Below are 17739 nucleotides of genomic sequence, written 5' to 3' on the forward strand. Positions count from 1 at the left end.
GGGCTAGTCGAGTTCCGGAATACGCAGAACCTGGCCGGGATAAATCTTGTCCGGATGGCTCAGCATGGGTTTGTTGGCTTCAAAGATCACATTGTATTTTGCGCCTTTGCCCTTGCCATAGTGCGCCTCGGAAATTTTCCAGAGGTTGTCGCCTTTCTTCACCGTATAGAAGACGGGATCCTTCTGGGATGGCGCGGTCAGATTGCTCTCGACCTTGGACACCCCGAGCGTATTGCCGACGGCAATAATCGCCTTTTCAAGAATTGACTGGTCTGCAACATCCCCGGTTACAATGGCCTTGTCACCGTCTATTTCGACTTTCACGTTCTCGGTGCCGAGCTTGTGTGAATCAAGTTCCTTCTTCAGCGCGTCCGCTGTTGGCGCTTCCTCATCACTCCCGATACCAAGTGCTTTGCCGGCGCTCTTGATGAAATCGAAAATTCCCATTGTGTTCTCCTTGCTGTAGACTTGCCGCTCCTCACGCGATCACCTATTTGTGACCTACTTTTGCACTGAACGTCTACCAAAAACATTTGCTGAATTTTAGTGTAAAAACACGTACGTACAGGAACAGTATTTTTTACAGGAGGTTATTATGGCTCTGCAGATTGGCGATACCGCCCCGAACTTCGATGCGGAAACGACGGAAGGCAATATCAATTTCTATGACTGGGCGGGCGACTCCTGGGTGGTGATCTTCTCGCATCCGAAAGATTTCACGCCGGTGTGCACCACCGAACTTGGTGCAATGGCAGGCATCGCGGACCAGTTTGCTGCCCGTAATACCAAGATAATCGGGTTGTCGGTCGACAGCGTCGATGATCATCAGCGCTGGAAGAAAGACATCGCGGATGCAACCGGCAACGCCGTTCATTACCCAATGATCGGCGACACCGAAATGACAGTGGCCAAGCTGTTCGGCATGATCCATCCAAACGCAACCGGCAAGGCGGCCGAGCGTACCGCAGCAGACAACAAGACCGTTCGCACCGTGTTCGTCATTGGACCGGACCGGGAGGTGAAGCTGACCCTCGCCTACCCCATGAGCACCGGTCGCAACTTTGATGAAATCCTGCGCGTACTGGATTCGATTCAGCTGACCGCCAAACACAAGGTGGCGACACCGGTAAACTGGCAAAACGGCGACGACGTTATCATCGTGCCGGCCGTGTCTGATGAGGAAGCCAAGGAGAAATTCCCGCAGGGCTGGAAGTCTCCCAAGCCCTACATCCGCCTGGTCAGCCAGCCTGAAGACTGACGTTCTCAACAATACCGCGATGACAGAAAGGCCAGACCCGCAAGTCTGGCCTTTTTCAGTTGGCGGACAGGTCAACTGTCAGCTAGGTTCACTGCACAACAATCACATTCAGACGGGAGGCGTTTGCCTTGAAACTTCACCACAATCCAGCTTCACCGTTCGTACGCATGGTCATGGTGACCGCTCATGAACTCAACATTGCAGATCAGATCGAAAAAATTGAAACGGGTGTCTTCCTCCCCGATCGGGTCAATGACGGCGTCGCCGCAGATAATCCACTCGGCAAGATACCGGCACTGGTCACCGATCATGGCACAGCGCTGTATGACAGCCGGGTCATCTGCGAGTACCTGTGCCACCATGCCGGCGACAAGCAGTTGCTGCCGGACGAACCGGTGTCCAGATTCCGTATTCTGACTTTGCAGTCTCTGGCAATCGGCCTGATGGATGCCGGCGTTTCGCGCCGCTATGAAACTGCTGTACGCCCTGAGGAGAAGCGCTGGCCGGACTGGGTGGCCCGTCAACATACCCGTATGGAAGCCGGAATGGACGATCTCGAGGCCAACTGGGCCAATGAACTGGGTGAGGTAAATGCCGGTTCCCTGGCAGTTGCCATAGTCCTGGCCTATTTCGATTTCCGCTATGGTGATCTTGGCTGGCGTGACAACCGGCCAAAACTGGCGGCTTTCTATGAGGACTTTGCCAAGCGGTCCTCGATGACGGCAACCCTGCCGCCAGCGTGAGTGCATACCTGCGATGATCCGTATTATTGAACACCCCGGATTTCTGGTCAGCACCATCATGCTCAGCCTGGCGGCAGCCTTGTGGTGGATGATGTGGGCCCATATGGGAAATGCCGCTCACATGGCCGACATGGCCATGATGGTGAACTGGAGCGCGAAAAGCCTGACCGGCACATCGGCAATGTGGTTGTTCATGATGCTCGCCATGATGTTACCCGCCATGGTGCCGATGGTCGCAACCTACGCTCTGGTCTCGAAAAATGAAACACAGGGTGCAGCGCTGGCGCTGCGGGTTGGGGTTTTCTCTGCCGGATACTTCTCCTTGTGGGCGGTGTTTTCCATAGCCGCGGCCTTTCTGCAGACGGCACTGGCACAGACCCCCTGGTTTGAATCAGGCGGCACCCAGGCTTTGCCTGTTGCCTCGGGTGTATTACTGATTGCCGCCGGCGCCTGGCAACTCACCCCCATAAAGGATACCTGCCTGCAGCATTGCCGCAGCCCGATGACTTTCCTGCTGGCACACTGGCAAGGCGGCCTGAAAGGTGCATTTCCCCTCGGCCTGCACCACGGAGCGTTTTGCGTCGGCTGTTGCGGCATGATCATGGGATTGATGTTTGTATTCGGTGCCATGACCGTGTGGTGGATGGCCGTGCTGGCGCTGTATTTTGTTGCGGAAAAAACCATACCTAGAGCAGAAACCTGGGGACGGATCGCCGGCATTGTGCTGATTGTTGCAGGCCTGTACGTTCTGGTTGGAACACTTTGGAGATAACGACGACATGGCCGAAATCGAAGACTGGAAAATCAAGGGTGAACTGGCCCTCAACTGTAATTGCGACCTGTTTTGTCCCTGCGTCGTGTCTCTGGGTGCCGCGAAACCCACACACGGATACTGCCAGGCCTGGATGGCGGTGCGCATTGATGATGGCCACTGGGGATCAACCAGCCTGAAGGGGGTAAATGTAGCCGCCCTTTTGGATATTCCCGGTCGCATGGGAGAAGGCGGATGGTCGGTCGGCCTGTACATCGATGACAAGGCCAGTGATGACCAGGCCCACGCGCTTGAAATGATCCTGTCCGGCTCCGCCAAGGGCACGACCGGCCTGTTCAAACTGCTGGTCGCTAATTTCCTTGGCACTCAACGCATGCCGGTCACCTATGAAACGGACGGTACGGAACGCTCGGTCACGGCGGGACGCAAGATCATGGCGAGCATAAAACAGATAGATGGCGCCCGGCCAGGTGAACCGGTAACGGTCCAGAACACCACATACTGGATGGGACCGGAAGTGATCGTGGCACAAGGCGTCAAGGCCAAGGTGCGCGATTTCGGGCGCGTATGGACCTTTGACGACAAGTCCGCCGAATTGTGCAATATCGAGTGGTCGGGGCCGTAACCCGGTCACCTCTCACTCGCCTTTGAACACCGGCTTGCGTTTTTCCAGAAAAGCCGAAACGCCCTCGTCGTAGTCGTGACTCGCTGCTGCTTCCGCCTGTAGTTTGGCTTCAACCGCCAGGTGGGCATCCAATCCGTGTGAAGATGATGCATTAATTGCCTGTTTTATCAGCGAAAACGCCTTGGTGGGCTGCCTCGCCAACCGGCTTGCAATCCGGGTGGCATCGTCCATCAGGTCGTCGTCATCACTCACCTGCCAGATCAACCCCCATTCCAGCGCCTTTTCCGCGGGCAAGGGCTCGGCCAGCATCGCCATTCCCTTGGCGCGCGCCTCGCCGACCTGTCTCGGCAGCGTCCAGGTGCCGCCGGCATCGGGGATCAGGCCGATGCGGGCAAACGCCTGCAGGAAGGACGCCGACCGGCCAGCCAGAATAATATCGCAGGCCAGCGCTAGATTGGCTCCGGCACCTGCTGCAACCCCGTTTACCGCACACACCACCGGCATCGGCAGGTTGCGGATCCGGGCCACCAGCGGATTGAAATCATCTTCCAGCAGCTCCAGAATCTCACCGGGCCCGTCCATCCGCAGGTCGGCCAGGTCCTGGCCTGCGCAAAACGCCCTGCCCGCACCAGTAAGCAGTACCGCGCGCGCGCCGTTACTCTCTATTTCATCGAATGCTGACCGTAACTCCGCATGCATATTGCGGGTCGTCGAGTTCAACTTGTCGGGGCGGTTAAGCGTCACAACCGCCAAATTGTCGTTGAGATCGAATGTGATGTCGGAGTATTCCATTTGTGAGGTCCTGATGCTTTATCGGTGCCGCCGGATTGATTTGACTGAACGAAGTGTGCCTCACCTTCGAGGCCGCGTGCAATCGGCAAGGTGAACACATATGCAAAACGGGTCTGAGTTTGATGTGGTGGTTGCCGGTGCCGGTCCAGCCGGCCTGGCATCGGCCTGCCTGCTGGCCCAGGCTGGATGCCGCATCGCCTGCATAGCTCCAGGCATTGAGCTGCTGACATCGCCACGCTCCGATGAACCTGTCCGGCGCACCGTTGCCCTGATGCAACCCGCCATTCGGTTGCTTGCAACGCTTGGCGTCTGGCCGGGCAAACTGCAACCCGGCAGCGCCCCGCTTGAACTGCTTAAAATCGTAGACGATACCCTCGCCACGTTTTCCGCACCCACGGTCACTTTTTCTTCAAGTGAACTCGGAGAAGGTCCATTCGGCTGGAACATCCCGCTGGACTTGCTGGTGCATGAACTGGCCCACGCGGCAAAGGCTGCCGGTGTTACCCTGATCAACGCATCCGTACGCGGCTGCCAGCTTGGCGCGGGCAAGGCGGAACTGTCACTGGACACCGAAGCCAAGTTGGGTGCCGTTGTCGTTATCGCTGCAGATGGGCGCCAGTCCGTCCTGCGTCGGGACGCCGGCATCTCCGTCAATGAATGGCAATATGACCAGACCGCCCTTGCACTCAGCTTTTCCCACACCTCGGCGCATCACGGCATGTCTGTCGAATATCACAAGACGTCCGGCCCGTTTACCACGGTGCCCCTGCCCGGCAACAAATCAAGCCTGGTATGGATGGTCCGGCCGCATGACGTCGACCCGATCTGCGCACTTTCCGAAGATCAACTGGCCGCACGGTTGCAACTTGAGATGCACGGTGACCTGGGCCTCGTTGAAGACGTGACAACACCGGCCACCATTCCCATGACCGGCATGGCCGCCCGCAAGTTCGCTGCAAATCGAGTGTTGCTGGTGGGAGAAGCCGCCCATGTCGTGCCGCCCATCGGCGCGCAGGGCCTGAATATGAGCTTGCGGGACGCCGCCTTTGCAGCGGAAGCCATCTCTGATGCCCTTCGCCTGTACGAAGACCCAGGCAGCGACAAATTGTGCGCCGCCTACGATACCGCCAGACGCGCAGACGTGGTGCCGCGCCAGGCCGCGGTGGACACCATGAACCGCTCGCTGATCTCCGAATTCTTCCCGCTGCACCTCGGCCGCGCCGTCGGCATGACCGCCCTGCAGCACATCCCGCCCCTGAAACGCCGGGCCATGCTGGAGGGCATGAATCCCACCGGTTCGCTACCGCGGGCAATGCGGGGCTAGAGTATCCATGGCGCATCAAAAGATTACTTGGTGTACATCAGGTCGGTGGCTTCTGGAGCCAGCCATTCTCCCAAAGCGAAGCGTAAGCCTTTTGTGATTTAATCCGCTGCACCGCGCCGAACGACCGAACAGGGCGGAATGCTGTCATTCACCACGACTTGCATAAACGACAGCTATGCCGGCGCAGCTGCCGTTCATATGCGTCGCATAAACGTCCATTTTCTGGAAACGCGTCAAAACCACATGTCCTTCACCGTCCGACCGTCACCCGGAAGTTCTCTAAAGCTGTCGTGCCCCTCAAAGTGACGGATTGGTATCTCGCTGATCGGTGAAGGGTCAGACATCCGTACATTTACGGCAGTCCGTTTTCGCCCGTTTTCGCTCTCAAAACTTGCAACGTAGTGCGTCACACACCCACAAATGGTGCAGAAGTGTACGTCAACATCTTCGCTATCGCGACGCTGATAGGTACTTGTTTGCCCGGTCACTTGAATGTCATAGCCGATATACCCGTAGGCCCAAAGGACGCCGTAGCGCCGACAAATCGTACAATTGCAGGCCGTGACGGACTCTGGCAACGCATCGAGTGTCCAGCTAATTTCGCCGCAGTGGCATGTTCCTTTCAGCATACAGCAATTTCCTCTCTCGACATTGTTGCCGTTCTCTGCGCGACACATAATCGGCAGTTCCCGGCCGAAAAATCCCCCGAAAGGCGTGGAAGTAATCTCTGGTTCCATTAACCGATGTTGTGCTGGTTACCGGGAACTCTCAGATCTATTTCTGGTTGAGCACGATATCGTTGTGCGCACCCACGCCGGGGGCGGCCTTCTCCACACTGGCATCGTCACGAAACTGCGGTGCGACGGCCACCGGTGTCGCCGGCAGTGTATCGCCTGCTTCATTGACAAGCGTGTGGTCGAACAGGCCACGGCCGTGAAAATGCATGTCGCGCATGGCTTCCGGCAAAGTCTTTACCACCGTGCAGCAGCAGTTCGCCTGCGCCAGGATGGGCTCCCAGTGATAGCCCGGAAACTCCGAAATCAGTGACCGGACGGCTTCGATCGTACCAGCCGGGTCCGACTGGTCGTTGTGGAATTCAGGAGCAAGCTTGACGGCTTCACAAAACCCGTCCCAGAACTTCTGCTCCAGTGCGGCAACGGCAACATGCCGGCCATCGGATGTCGGATAAATCTGGTAGCGCGGCGAGCCGCCGGTCAAGAGGCTGGTGCCGTTTGCAGGCCAGAACCCGGACGCCAGGCCATTGCCGATCGCCCACCACATCAGCATGAACATGTTGTCCGCCATGGCGATATCGAGATGCGTACCCTCGCCGGTCTTTTCGCGGTTCAGAAGCGCCAGAAGAATGTTCACAACCGCTGGATAGGTCCCGCCGGCGATATCCGCCGCCAGGAACGGCGGCACAGTCGGGTTGGCTTCCGGCCCCATGCTCAGCGACAGCAAGCCGGTATCCCCGATGTAATTCAGGTCATGTCCGGTTTTCTCGACCCGGTCGCCGGTCTGGCCATATCCGGTAATGGAACAATAGATGATCCCCGGATTGACCAGAGCCATGGCATCGTAGCCCAGCCCCAATCTGTCCATCACGCCGGGACGAAACTGCTCGACCACAATGTCAGCTTCCCGGATAAGCGGCAGCAGAAACTCCAGTTGCCGATCGGATTTCAGATCCAGCGCCAGCGACTGTTTTCCGCGGTTGAGCATGGCGAAGCTGGCGGGTTCCCGGCCCCATTTGGGTTCGTAGGAGCGCATCTCTTCGCCATCACCGGGCCGTTCAATCTTGATCACCTGTGCGCCGGCCTCAACCAGAAACAGGGTCGCCATAGGGCCCGGCAGCAGTGTCGAAAAGTCGAGAACCTTGATCCCGCTCAACGGCTGTGCGGATGCTGAAGTGCCTGTCATAATCCCAAAATCTGATCCGGAAACCCAACTTACCGTACTCGTGTAGCTGCCAAACCTGCTGTGTGCAACACACGGGTAGCAAAATTTAAATAAGCCATTGTGGAGCGGGAGAAGCTGCCCTAAACAATTTGTGCATCGCAACAAATTTCAAGCAGGCCTGACATCGGCCCGAATGACAGCAGGTATCATGAAACTTCCATCGCAATTCTATAAGCCGCTCGCCATAGGCGCCCCTGCCCCCATGCGCGAACCCCCTGTCAAGATTGAACGGATGATCCATTTCCTGCCACCGCAGATAGAAAAGATGCGCAACAAGGTGGAAAGCCTGATTCCACAAGTCGACGTCATTCTCGGAAACCTCGAAGACGCGATCCCCGCCGATGACAAGATCGCTGCCCGTGAGGGTTTCATTGAAATGGCGCTGGCGCATGATTATGGCACCACCGGCTTGTGGACGCGCATCAATTGCCTGAACAGCCCATGGGCGCTCGATGACATTACCCGGTGTGTGCTGGAAGCAGGAAACAAGCTGGATGTGATGATGTTGCCAAAGGTCGAAGGCGCCTGGGATATCCACTACCTCGACCAGTTGCTTGCACAGTTGGAGGCCCGCGCCGGCATCACCCGGCCGATCATGATCCACGCCATTCTGGAAACCGCACAAGGGGTAAAGAATGTCGAGGAAATCGCGGCAGCCAGCCCGCGCATGCACGGCATGTCACTGGGCCCTGCCGATCTCGCAGCTTCGCGCGGCATGAAAACCACCCGTGTCGGTGGTGGACATCCCCACTACGGCGTTTTGGCAGACGGTTCCGTCCATGGTGCCAGAGACAGTTCAGCGCGGCCGTTCTACCAGCAGGACCTGTGGCACTACACGGTCGGCAAGATGGTCGATGCCTGCGCAGCAAACGGTATCAAGGCGTTTTACGGCCCGTTTGGCGATTTTTCTGACCCTGATGCCTGTGAGGCACAGTTCCGCAACGCATTCCTGCAGGGTTGCCTCGGGGCATGGTCACTCCACCCGTCACAGGTCGAGATTGCCAAGCGGGTCTTCTCACCCGATCCGGCAGAGGTGAAGTTTGCACTCAGGATTCTCGAAGCCATGCCCGACGGTACCGGCGCCGTCATGATTGACGGAAAAATGCAGGATGACGCCACCTGGAAACAGGCCCGCGTCATAGCTGATCTGGCCCGGCTGGTTGCAGCCAAGGAGCCGGACATGGCGGAAATTTATGGTTTATAATCAGCGCGCCGTTCAGTAACTATCAACTTAATTTTTTGAACCGAGCTTGAATCAAGCCGCAATTGGATGCATTTATAGGCGATGATCGCGATCAACAGACAGGCACGATTCGGAATAGGACAGGTGGTAAAGCATCGCCTGTTCCCGTTTCGTGGTGTCATCTTCGATGTCGATCCCACGTTCTCAAACACTGAGGAATGGTGGGATTCCATCCCGGAGGAAACCCGGCCCTCCAAGGACCAGCCGTTTTACCATCTGCTGGCCGAAAACGAGGAAACCGAATACATAGCCTATGTATCGGAGCAAAACCTGCTTGCCGACGACACCGGCGACCCGGTACGCCATCCGCAGATCCCCGAGTTTTTCGAAACTTATGATCCGGAAAAGCATACCTACCTGCCGCGCGACAGCGCAACTCACTGACACTTCGTTGCAGTATGGCGAACCTGGCAGCAACACACGTTGCGCAACACCACGCTCAAACGTAAAACCATCATTTTGAGATTGTCATCCTGGCGTTGTAGACCATCACGGTTTCTGTCGCTTTTTGCCGCGAATCCGATCTAGATTGTCCGCATGAATATGATGCTCAGACTGCTTTATGCATGCATGGTTTGGTTGGCGCTGGCAGCGCCGGTGCAGGCTGAGCCCAGGCACGCCATCGCCATGCTCGGTGAACCGGCATTGCCGGCCGATTACACGCATTTTCCATACGTGAATCCGGACGCACCAAAAGGCGGCGCCCTGCGCATGGCACGAACGGGGAGCTTTGACAGCGTCAATCCGTTTATCATCAAGGGCCAGGCCGTGGCCGGACCGCGCACGCTGGTGTTTGAAAGTCTGCTGGCGCGTTCGCGCGCAGAACCATTCACACTGTACGGCCATATCGCGGAGACCATCGACGTCAATACGGAACGCACCGAGGTAACCTTCCGGATAAATCCGAAGGCCCGGTTTTCTGACGGTGAACCAATCCAGGCTGACGACATTGTGTATTCACTGGAGACGCTGCGCGATCACGGACGTCCCAACCACCGCACCTACTATTCAAAGGTGGCGTCCATCGAAACACCCGACAATCTGACGGTCCGGATGAAACTTGAGCCTGGTGACAGGGAACTGGTGCTTATTCTCGGCCTGATGCCGGTTCTTCCCAGGCACGTATTTGAAAAACGTGACTTTGAGCAAACCACGCTGGACAAGCTTGTCGGCTCGGGACCTTATGTTTTCGATAAGATCGATGCCGGTGATCACGTCATCTATCGCCGCGACCCGAATTACTGGGCAAAGGACCTGCCCGGTACGCGCGGCCAGTTCAATTACGACACTATTCGCTATGACTACTACCGCGATACGCAAGGCGCATTCGAAGCCTTCAAGAAGGGCGAGTCGATGTTGCGGACCGAAGGTGATGCCTCACGCTGGGCCGTTGGCTATGCGGATGTCGAAGACAAGCCGGTGGTGCTGGAAACCGTCAACGTCGGCCTGCCGAAACCGGCCTGGTCCCTGGTATTCAATACCCGCCGGTCAATATTTGCAGACAAGCGGGTGCGCGAAGCACTGATCCTGACCTTCGATTTTGAATGGATCAACAAGAACCTGTTTCATGACAAGATGCAGCGCACGCAAGGATTTTTCTACGGTTCTGCTCTCAGCGCTATCGACCGGCCCGCCACGGCAAACGAACGCGAAATGCTCAGGCTTGCAGGCGCAGACATCCGGGCCGATATCCTGGACGGCACATTTTCCCTGCCGGTTTCGGACGGATCCGGACGGGACAGAAAAAACCTCCGCAAAGCCCTGAAATTGCTGAATGAAGCCGGGTGGAAAACCGGTACAAACGGTGTTGAGAATTCGAACGGCCAGGGTCTGTCATTTGAAATAACTGTGGCCAGCAGACCACAGGAACGCATCGCGCTGGCATGGCAGCGCATGTTGCGGACCATAGGTGTCGATATGTCAATCCGGCAGGTTGATTCAGCGCAGTTCCAGCGGCGTTTGCAAACCTATGACTTCGACATGATCCCGTTTATCTGGTCCAACTCACTGTCGCCGGGTAACGAACAGGCGTTCTATTGGGGATCTCAGGGCCGTAGCCAGGACGGTACCCGCAATTACATGGGAGCGGATGACCCGGCAATCGACAAGATGATCGCGCAGCTCCTGTCGGCGCGGAACAAGGCGTCATTTGAAGACGCTGTTCGTGGCCTGGACCGTTTGCTGCTGGAAGGTCACTACGCTTTGCAACTGTTCCATCCCCCCGGACAATGGCTGGCACGCTGGAACCAGGTCAGGCGACCTGCCCAGCCTTCACTTGCCGGGTTCCTTCCTCAAACCGGCTGGATTGAGAACCAATGACAGGTTTTACCGGCGAACTGCCGCCAGCCAGGTTCAACCTGACCCGGTACTGCCTTGCCCAGAGCGCCCGGGAACACGCAGACAAGATCGCACTGACAATTGCCGACGGCACCAGTTATCACACACTGAGTTTTGCCGAGATTGAGGACATTGTGCTCCGGCTGGCATCCGCGTTCAGGCTGCTCGGATTTGAGCGCGGCGCCCGCATCCTGATCCGGATGGGCAACAGTTTTGATTATGCAGCCGTGTTCTTCGCAGCCAACGCCGCCGAACTGGTACCGATACCGGCCTCATCGATGTTGTCGGCCGACGAGATATCTTTCGTCCTGGCAGACAGCCAGGCGGCTGCCATTGTCCACGACGGTGTGCTTGACCTGCCTGATTTACCGGTGGGCTGCAGGCTGATTACCCCCGGTGACACTGCCACGTTCAAGTCCGGACCCCGCGGCCAGTACGCCGACACGGCTTCCACCACACCAGCCTATATGGTGTACACGTCCGGAACCTCAGGCCGCCCCAAAGGGGTGTTGCATGCACAACGCGCCGTATGGGGACGCCGTCCCATGTATCAGGGCTGGTATGGTTTGACGCCCGGAGACACGATCCTGCACACAGGCGCCTTCAACTGGACCTACACATTGGGAACCGCCCTGTTTGACCCGTGGGCCAACGGCGCAAGTTCCATCGTCTATACTGGTCCGCGCGACCGCTCGATCTGGCTCAGGTTGATCGCAGATCTCAACCCCACAATCTTGGCCTCCGTCCCGGCATTGTACCGCCAGATGCTCAGCGATGGCGGACTGTCACCTGATACAATCGGCTCGCTTCGCCACGGCCTGACTGCCGGAGAAGCAATTTTTCCCGGCCTGCAGAAGGAGTGGCTGGAAACAACCGGCATCGCGCTATATGAAGCGTTGGGGATGAGCGAAATCTCCACCTATATCTCCAGTTCTCCGCACGTGCCCACCAAGCCCGGCAGCCCCGGAAAACCACAAATGAACCGTAGCGTTTGCATATTGCCGGTATCGGGCGACGACGAACCATTACAGCCCGGTGAAACCGGACTGATCGGCGTCCATCGCTCTGACCCCGGAATGATGTTGCGATACTGGAACCGCCCCGACGATGACCATACCGTATATCGCGGAGACTGGTTCGTGGGCGGCGATCTCGGGCATTTCGACGACGAAGGCTACATCTGGTATGAAGGCCGCAATGACGATGTCATGACGTCTTTCGGTTACCGTATCTCGCCACTGGAAGTTGAAGTTACCCTGATGCGTCACCCTGCTATTCAGCAGGTCGGTGTTACCGAGGTCGAACTCAATCCGGGCATGAAACTGGTCACGGCATTTGTCGTCATGCGCGAACACGAAACTTTGACGGCGTCCGACGTGATCGATTTTGCATCAAACTCCCTGGCACGCTACAAGGTACCAAAGCAGGTCTTCTTTGTTGCGGCATTGCCGCAATCCAGCAACGGCAAGATCATCAGAAAGAACCTGTCCTCATTGCTCAAGCAATCCAAGGATCACGCCAATGACGACTGACCCCGCCGACACAATCGAGATCGATGTAATCTCGGACGTCATGTGCCCATGGTGCTACATTGGCAAGCGCCGTCTGGAAAAGGCACTTGCCATGGTTCCCGATGTGCCGGTGGATATTCGCTGGCGTCCTTTTCAACTCGACCACACGATTCCCGAATCCGGGATGGACCGAAAGGAATACCTGCGCAACAAGTTCGGCTCCGATGAACAGGCCGCACAGGTCTACGGGCCGGTTCGTGCTGCAGGCAAGGACGAGGAAATTCCCTTCGAATTCGACAAGATAACCATCTCCCCGAATACGCTGAATGCTCACCGGGTCATTCGCTGGGCCATGGCGGAAGGCGTGCAGGACGCAGCCGTCGAACGGTTGTTCCAGCTGTATTTTATCGAAGGTGCCAATCTGACCGACAAGAAAGTACTCGCGGATGCAGCGGTTGAAGCAGGCCTTGAGCGAGCCGTCGTCGAACGCCTGCTTGAAAGTGAAGCAGACCTTGAAGAGACCAGGGCCGAAATCTCCCAGGCGCAGCAAATGGGCGTTACCGGCGTGCCTGCCTTCATCATCGGCAGCAGGTACGCGGTCATGGGCGCCCGCGAACCCGAAGCCATTGCTCAGGCCATTGCCGAAGTGGTCAAGGAACGCTCCGCGCCGGCGGGCAATGCCTGAAAAATCAACTTAGATTGAGAGACCTGTTAAGGGTTGCGATCGCCTGAATCTGCTCGTCATTCAAGTCTCCGCCTGCCTGCGCGGCTGTCGTTACCATTGCCAGTAACTCGCGGCGTTCATCTGAATTGAGTTTCTCGTTGAGCATGTTTTTCAGCCGCAAAATTACATTGTTTGTATCAATCACCTGCTCGGTTGCCCAGCGAGCATAAACATACGCCTCTTCCACGGCATCGGGGCGGGTCAGCTCGGAAAGCTGATCCCGAATTGAAGCGATCTCCGGTTCGCTGAGAGGATCGTCCAACTCCGCGATGGAAATCATCAATGCTGCCGCTGCAACGATAGGTTCGCCAATTGATGTTATGGGAGACTCGCCGGCTTTCTTCTTCAGTTTGGCCGTTCGAAATTGTCCTTGAATGCGACCGACAACATCGGCGACTTCGCTGGTAGCTTCGCTGATGTACTTCATCCGGTAATACCAGAACGTCAAGGCCCCCAGCACACCGAGAATACCCAGTACAACATGCATGATCAGCTCCCCGCTTTCCCGCCATAACTGCCTTTACGGCATAATGTTGAGACTCGCGGGCGGATGCAAGACTAATTCGGTGGTGTGCTGACATTCGCCAGCTTCACAAGTGTCTGCATCAACTGCCGGGTGCCGGCCAGCCTGTCGGCCGGTGTTTCCCAGGTCCTAATGATCACCAGTTTCATGTCGGGTCGAATCTTGGCGCGGCTGCCCTGGTCGTTGATCCATTGCACGAGGGCGTCAGGATTGGGGAACTTGCCGTCCCTGAACTGGAACACGGCACCTTTTGGACCTGCATCGATGTTTGACACATTGGCAATACGGCACAGCAACTTCACCGACACAATGTCGATCAGGTGTTCAACCTCTTCCGGCAGGCTGCCGAACCGGTCCTGCAGTTCCGCTGCAAATCCGTCCAGTTCCTCCTGTGTCGGCAAATCCGCCATCCGCCGATAAACACCGAGCCTGACCTGCAGGTCGGGGATGAAGCTTTCCGGCAACAGGACGGAGGTGCCGACATTGATCTGCGGAGACCACTGGCCATCGGCCTCTATGTCGAGCTCGCCGGAGCGCAGAGACGCAACAGCTTCCTCCAGCATATGCTGGTACAATTCAAACCCAACCTCCTTGATGTGGCCGGACTGTTCCTCACCAAGCAGGTTCCCGCCGCCGCGAATATCAAGGTCATGACTGGCCAGCGAGAAACCGGCCCCCAGCGAGTCGAGGGATTGCAGCACTTTGAGGCGCTTCTCCGCCGGTGCGGTGAGTGTCTTGTTGGCGGGAACGGTAAACAGGGCGTAGGCGCGTTGCTTGGAGCGCCCCACTCTGCCCCTGATCTGGTACAGCTGCGCCAGGCCGAACATGTCGGCCCGGTGCACGATCAGGGTATTGGCGGTCGGTATATCAAGGCCGGATTCAATAATCGTCGTTGCCAGCAGCACGTCATATTGCCGGTCATAAAAACCGGTCATGATGTCATCCAGCTCGGTAGGTGCCATACGGCCGTTTGCAATCGCGAATTTGACCTCCGGCACCTGGGCCTTGAGGAAATCGCCGACGACGGACAGGTCGGAAATGCGCGGCACCACATAGAAGCTCTGGCCACCGCGATACAGTTCGCGCAGCAGGGTTTCGCGAATGATGACCGGATCAAACGGGGAGATGTATGTCCGCACCGCAAGCCGGTCGAGCGGCGGTGTTGTAATCAGGGAAAGCTCGCGCACACCGGATAATGCCAGCTGCAGGGTGCGCGGAATGGGAGTTGCGGTCAGCGTAAGTACATGCACATCGGCGCGCATTTCCTTCAGCTTTTCCTTGTGCTTCACGCCAAAGTGCTGCTCTTCGTCAATGATCAACAAACCGAGATCGCGGAATTTGACGTCCTCGGCCAGCAGCGCATGAGTACCGATCATGATGTCTACGGTGCCGTCGGAAATTCCCTTCTTGGCTTCATTGACATCCTTCCGGCTCACCAGCCGGGAGGCCTGGGCAACCCTGACCGGCAAGCCCTTGAAACGCTCGGCGAATGTTGCATAGTGCTGGCGCGCCAGCAATGTCGTCGGCACCACCACTGCGACCTGCTTGCCGGCCATGACGGCGATGAAGGCCGAGCGCAGAGCTACCTCCGTCTTGCCAAACCCGACATCACCGCAGATCAGCCGGTCCATGGGCCGGCCACGCGCCAGGTCGGAAACGACAGCGTCTATGGCGGTAAGTTGATCTTCGGTTTCCTCGTAGGGGAACCTGGAGGCAAACTCATCATAAATGCCGTCCGGCAGTGTCAGCACTTCACCGTCGCGCAATTCACGTTGCGCGGCCGTCTTGATCAACTGGCTGGCGATCTCCCGGACACGTTCCTTGAGGCGGGCCTTGCGGGCCTGCCACGCCACGCCGCCCAGCTTGTCCAGGTTGACGCCGGCCTCGTCCGAGCCATAGCGCGACAAAAGTTCAATGTTTTCCACCGGCAGGAACAGCCGGTCTCCGCCGTGATACTGCAGAAACAGGCAGTCATGCGGCGCGCCCTGAACATCGATGACCTTCAGGCCCTCGAAGCGACCGATACCATGATCCACATGGACCACGAGATCTCCTGAATTGAGAGAAGCCAGTTCCGAGATAAAGTCGCTGGCCTTGCGCTGGCGCTTGCCACGCCGCACCAGCCGATCACCGAGAATATCCTGTTCTGCGACAACAGCCAGATCATCGGTTTCAAAACCGGTCTCCAGGCCGAGCACGACAACCGACACCATGTCCTTTGACCGCTTGAGCGCCTCCGGACCATCCTTGGCAGGCACAACCAGGCCAAGCTCATGGTCCTTCACGATACCCTGCAACCGGTCACGCGACCCTTCGGTCCACGCCGCCAGCAACACCCGTTTGCCGGATTTTTGTTGCGCGCGGACGTGGTCGACCACTGCGTCATAGACATTGCGCCCGGCTTCGGCGCGTTCAGCGGCAAAACTGCGCCCCTGCCTGCCCTGGGCCGAAATCACCCGCAGGCTTGAGCCTTCCGGTGCTTCAAACGGCGTCAACGCGATAACCGGGTGCTGCGCGGCAAGGTCAGACCATGCCTCCCCGTTCAGGAACATCTTTTCTGGCGGCAGCGGTTTATAGACCGGCGCACCGAATGTGTCCTTGTTAAGGGCTTCAATACGCGCCTGATAGTATTCGTCGATCTGGGCATTCCTGGCCTCGATGGACTCATCGGCAAGATGATCCATGGTGAGGACGCAGTTACCTGCATAATCCAGCAGGGTCTCCAGCTTGTCATAGAACAGCGCCAGCCAGTGCTCGACACCCTGATACCGCCTGCCGGCTGATACCGCTTCGTAGACAGCATCATTCATGCCAGTGCCGGAGAACTGGGCCGTATAGGCGGTGCGAAACTGGGCAATTGTGTCAGCGTTCAGCAGGACTTCGCTTGCCGCATCCAATTTCAGGCCGTGCAACTGGCCTGTGGTGCGCTGCGACTGGGCATCAAAACTGCGAATGGATTCGAGTGTGTCACCGAAGAAATCCAGCCTTACCGGCTCTTCACTTCCGGGTGGGAATATGTCGATGATACCGCCCCTGATGGCAAAGTCGCCGGGGTCGACCACCGTGCCGGTGCGGGAAAACCCGTTGATCGCCAGGTATTCCTGCAGTTCGTTCGTATCCACCCGGTTGCCCGGCAGGGCCTCGAAACTGGCGGACCGGATGATGTCCCGGGGTGGTACTTTCTGGACGATGGCATTGGCAGTCGTCAGAACAACAGCCGGCTTGTCAATCTTGCCTGCGGACAAGCGCGTCAACGCGCTCATGCGCCGGGCCAGGATGTCTGCAACCGGCGACACCCGGTCATACGGCAGGCAGTCCCAGGCCGGAAACTGGATGATGTTCACATCCGGTGCAAAAAACGATATCGCCTCTCCGATCATCGAAGCCCGCTGGTCATCGCGTGCCACATGCACCACCAACCGGTCTTCCGCCAGCCGGGCTATCTCACCGGCAACCTTGCCGTCTATACCCTCGGGCGCGCCCGACACGATCACCTTGCCGGGTGACGCAATAGCACTTTTTAGTTCAACGCGTTTCATTCCGGATTACCGAAAAATGTCTCGTCAAATCGCGCAGCTAACATCTCTTGCAGCAATGCCGACTGCTGGTCTTCCGGTACCGGCTGTGCCTCGGTAAGCCAGGCAAGCAGATCCTGGTCCGGGATTTCCAGAATACGTTCCAGTTCCCGCAGTTCCGCTTCGTCGGATTGCTCAATCCGGTCGCGCACGAAAGTACCCACGACAATATCCATCTCCTTGATGCCCCGATGGCAGGCTCGCCAGACAATGCGTTTGCGCCGATTTTCGTCAGTTACAGTCACAGCTTTTGTCCGATGGAAAAGGAATGAACAGCATGTAGAGGTTGGAGATAACGTGCTCGCCGGTTTATGAAAGAACCACACATGAAACGCAACCGGGCAAGACGACTG

General features: G+C 57.4%; 17 protein-coding genes. 10 read left to right on the forward strand and 7 right to left on the reverse strand.

The window, feature by feature from the left end; all coding sequences use genetic code 11:
- Positions 1-3 precede the first annotated feature (3 nt).
- A complete protein-coding gene (lysM, locus tag DHN55_RS16690; RefSeq protein WP_108882654.1) occupies positions 4-447 on the reverse strand; it encodes a peptidoglycan-binding protein LysM in 444 nt (147 codons plus the stop codon).
- 148 nt (positions 448-595) lie between these two features.
- On the opposite strand from lysM, the gene DHN55_RS16695 reads away from it, so the two are divergent.
- From DHN55_RS16695 to DHN55_RS16710, 4 genes are all read left to right on the forward strand, one after another.
- A complete protein-coding gene (locus DHN55_RS16695) occupies positions 596-1258 on the forward strand; it encodes a redoxin domain-containing protein (RefSeq protein ID WP_108882655.1) in 663 nt (220 codons plus the stop codon).
- 128 nt (positions 1259-1386) lie between these two features.
- On the forward strand, positions 1387-2001 hold the full coding sequence (locus DHN55_RS16700) for a glutathione S-transferase (RefSeq protein ID WP_337660438.1): 615 nt from the start codon (positions 1387-1389) through the stop codon (positions 1999-2001).
- Between the two features lie 13 nt (positions 2002-2014).
- Complete coding sequence (locus DHN55_RS16705) at positions 2015-2773, forward strand: copper chaperone (protein ID WP_108882657.1); 759 nt, start codon at positions 2015-2017, stop codon at positions 2771-2773.
- Positions 2774-2780: 7 nt separating this feature from the next.
- Entirely contained in the window at positions 2781-3398 is a 618-nt protein-coding gene (locus DHN55_RS16710; RefSeq protein WP_108882658.1) for a DUF1326 domain-containing protein, read from the forward strand.
- A 12-nt stretch (positions 3399-3410) separates the two neighbouring features.
- Here the strand turns inward: DHN55_RS16710 and paaG are convergent, their stop codons facing one another.
- The gene (gene paaG, locus DHN55_RS16715) at positions 3411-4190 is read right to left on the reverse strand and encodes a 2-(1,2-epoxy-1,2-dihydrophenyl)acetyl-CoA isomerase PaaG (protein WP_108882659.1); all 780 of its coding nucleotides are present in this window, start codon (positions 4188-4190) and stop codon (positions 3411-3413) included.
- Positions 4191-4290: 100 nt separating this feature from the next.
- Between paaG and DHN55_RS16720 the strand changes: the two genes are divergently transcribed.
- Entirely contained in the window at positions 4291-5514 is a 1224-nt protein-coding gene (locus DHN55_RS16720; protein ID WP_108882660.1) for an FAD-dependent monooxygenase, read from the forward strand.
- A gap of 233 nt (positions 5515-5747) precedes the next feature.
- On the opposite strand, the gene DHN55_RS22620 is transcribed toward DHN55_RS16720, so the two are convergent.
- Positions 5748-6251 (reverse strand): GFA family protein, encoded by a 504-nt coding sequence (locus tag DHN55_RS22620; protein WP_443111133.1) that lies wholly within the window; start codon positions 6249-6251, stop codon positions 5748-5750.
- 37 nt (positions 6252-6288) lie between these two features.
- Complete coding sequence (locus DHN55_RS16730; protein ID WP_108882661.1) at positions 6289-7434, reverse strand: CoA transferase; 1146 nt, start codon at positions 7432-7434, stop codon at positions 6289-6291.
- Between the two features lie 187 nt (positions 7435-7621).
- On the opposite strand from DHN55_RS16730, the gene DHN55_RS16735 reads away from it, so the two are divergent.
- The 5 genes from DHN55_RS16735 (at position 7622) to DHN55_RS16755 (ending at position 13249) form a co-directional block, all read left to right on the forward strand.
- A complete protein-coding gene (locus tag DHN55_RS16735) occupies positions 7622-8677 on the forward strand; it encodes an aldolase/citrate lyase family protein (RefSeq protein WP_108882943.1) in 1056 nt (351 codons plus the stop codon).
- An 81-nt stretch (positions 8678-8758) separates the two neighbouring features.
- A complete protein-coding gene (gene hspQ / locus DHN55_RS16740; protein WP_108882662.1) occupies positions 8759-9100 on the forward strand; it encodes a heat shock protein HspQ in 342 nt (113 codons plus the stop codon).
- 153 nt (positions 9101-9253) lie between these two features.
- Positions 9254-11035, forward strand: a complete 1782-nt coding sequence (locus tag DHN55_RS16745; RefSeq protein WP_337660439.1) for an extracellular solute-binding protein — start codon at positions 9254-9256, stop codon at positions 11033-11035.
- The gene (locus DHN55_RS16750; protein WP_108882663.1) at positions 11032-12585 is read left to right on the forward strand and encodes an AMP-binding protein; all 1554 of its coding nucleotides are present in this window, start codon (positions 11032-11034) and stop codon (positions 12583-12585) included. Before DHN55_RS16745 ends, DHN55_RS16750 begins: the two co-directional genes overlap by 4 nt.
- Positions 12575-13249, forward strand: a complete 675-nt coding sequence (locus DHN55_RS16755) for a DsbA family protein (protein ID WP_108882664.1) — start codon at positions 12575-12577, stop codon at positions 13247-13249. The genes DHN55_RS16750 and DHN55_RS16755 overlap by 11 nt, the downstream gene beginning before the upstream one ends.
- Positions 13250-13253: 4 nt before the next feature.
- Here DHN55_RS16755 and DHN55_RS16760 read toward each other — a convergent pair whose 3' ends face one another.
- From DHN55_RS16760 to DHN55_RS16770, 3 genes are all read right to left on the reverse strand, one after another.
- Complete coding sequence (locus DHN55_RS16760; protein WP_108882665.1) at positions 13254-13775, reverse strand: TerB family tellurite resistance protein; 522 nt, start codon at positions 13773-13775, stop codon at positions 13254-13256.
- A 71-nt stretch (positions 13776-13846) separates the two neighbouring features.
- Positions 13847-17350 (reverse strand): transcription-repair coupling factor, encoded by a 3504-nt coding sequence (mfd, locus tag DHN55_RS16765; RefSeq protein WP_108882666.1) that lies wholly within the window; start codon positions 17348-17350, stop codon positions 13847-13849.
- Positions 17347-17631 (reverse strand): FAD assembly factor SdhE, encoded by a 285-nt coding sequence (locus DHN55_RS16770; protein WP_337660440.1) that lies wholly within the window; start codon positions 17629-17631, stop codon positions 17347-17349. Before DHN55_RS16770 ends, mfd begins: the two co-directional genes overlap by 4 nt.
- Between the last annotated feature and the right edge of the window lie 108 nt (positions 17632-17739).

Origin of the sequence: Anderseniella sp. Alg231-50, assembly GCF_900149695.1 — a bacterium.
Taxonomy (GTDB): Bacteria; Pseudomonadota; Alphaproteobacteria; order Rhizobiales; family Aestuariivirgaceae; genus Anderseniella.

Excerpts from the sequence above, each read along its gene's own strand:
- lysM (WP_108882654.1), bottom strand. The coding sequence starts at position 447 with ATGGGAATTTTCGATTTCATCAAGAGCGCCGGCAAAGCACTTGGTATC.
- DHN55_RS16695 (WP_108882655.1), top strand. The coding sequence starts at position 596 with ATGGCTCTGCAGATTGGCGATACCGCCCCGAACTTCGATGCGGAAACG.
- DHN55_RS16705 (WP_108882657.1), top strand. The coding sequence starts at position 2,015 with ATGATCCGTATTATTGAACACCCCGGATTTCTGGTCAGCACCATCATG.
- DHN55_RS16710 (WP_108882658.1), top strand. The coding sequence starts at position 2,781 with ATGGCCGAAATCGAAGACTGGAAAATCAAGGGTGAACTGGCCCTCAAC.
- paaG (WP_108882659.1), bottom strand. The coding sequence starts at position 4,190 with ATGGAATACTCCGACATCACATTCGATCTCAACGACAATTTGGCGGTT.
- DHN55_RS16720 (WP_108882660.1), top strand. The coding sequence starts at position 4,291 with ATGCAAAACGGGTCTGAGTTTGATGTGGTGGTTGCCGGTGCCGGTCCA.
- DHN55_RS22620 (WP_443111133.1), bottom strand. The coding sequence starts at position 6,251 with ATGGAACCAGAGATTACTTCCACGCCTTTCGGGGGATTTTTCGGCCGG.
- DHN55_RS16730 (WP_108882661.1), bottom strand. The coding sequence starts at position 7,434 with ATGACAGGCACTTCAGCATCCGCACAGCCGTTGAGCGGGATCAAGGTT.
- DHN55_RS16735 (WP_108882943.1), top strand. The coding sequence starts at position 7,622 with ATGAAACTTCCATCGCAATTCTATAAGCCGCTCGCCATAGGCGCCCCT.
- hspQ (WP_108882662.1), top strand. The coding sequence starts at position 8,759 with ATGATCGCGATCAACAGACAGGCACGATTCGGAATAGGACAGGTGGTA.
- DHN55_RS16745 (WP_337660439.1), top strand. The coding sequence starts at position 9,254 with ATGAATATGATGCTCAGACTGCTTTATGCATGCATGGTTTGGTTGGCG.
- DHN55_RS16750 (WP_108882663.1), top strand. The coding sequence starts at position 11,032 with ATGACAGGTTTTACCGGCGAACTGCCGCCAGCCAGGTTCAACCTGACC.
- DHN55_RS16755 (WP_108882664.1), top strand. The coding sequence starts at position 12,575 with ATGACGACTGACCCCGCCGACACAATCGAGATCGATGTAATCTCGGAC.
- DHN55_RS16760 (WP_108882665.1), bottom strand. The coding sequence starts at position 13,775 with ATGCATGTTGTACTGGGTATTCTCGGTGTGCTGGGGGCCTTGACGTTC.
- mfd (WP_108882666.1), bottom strand. The coding sequence starts at position 17,350 with ATGAAACGCGTTGAACTAAAAAGTGCTATTGCGTCACCCGGCAAGGTG.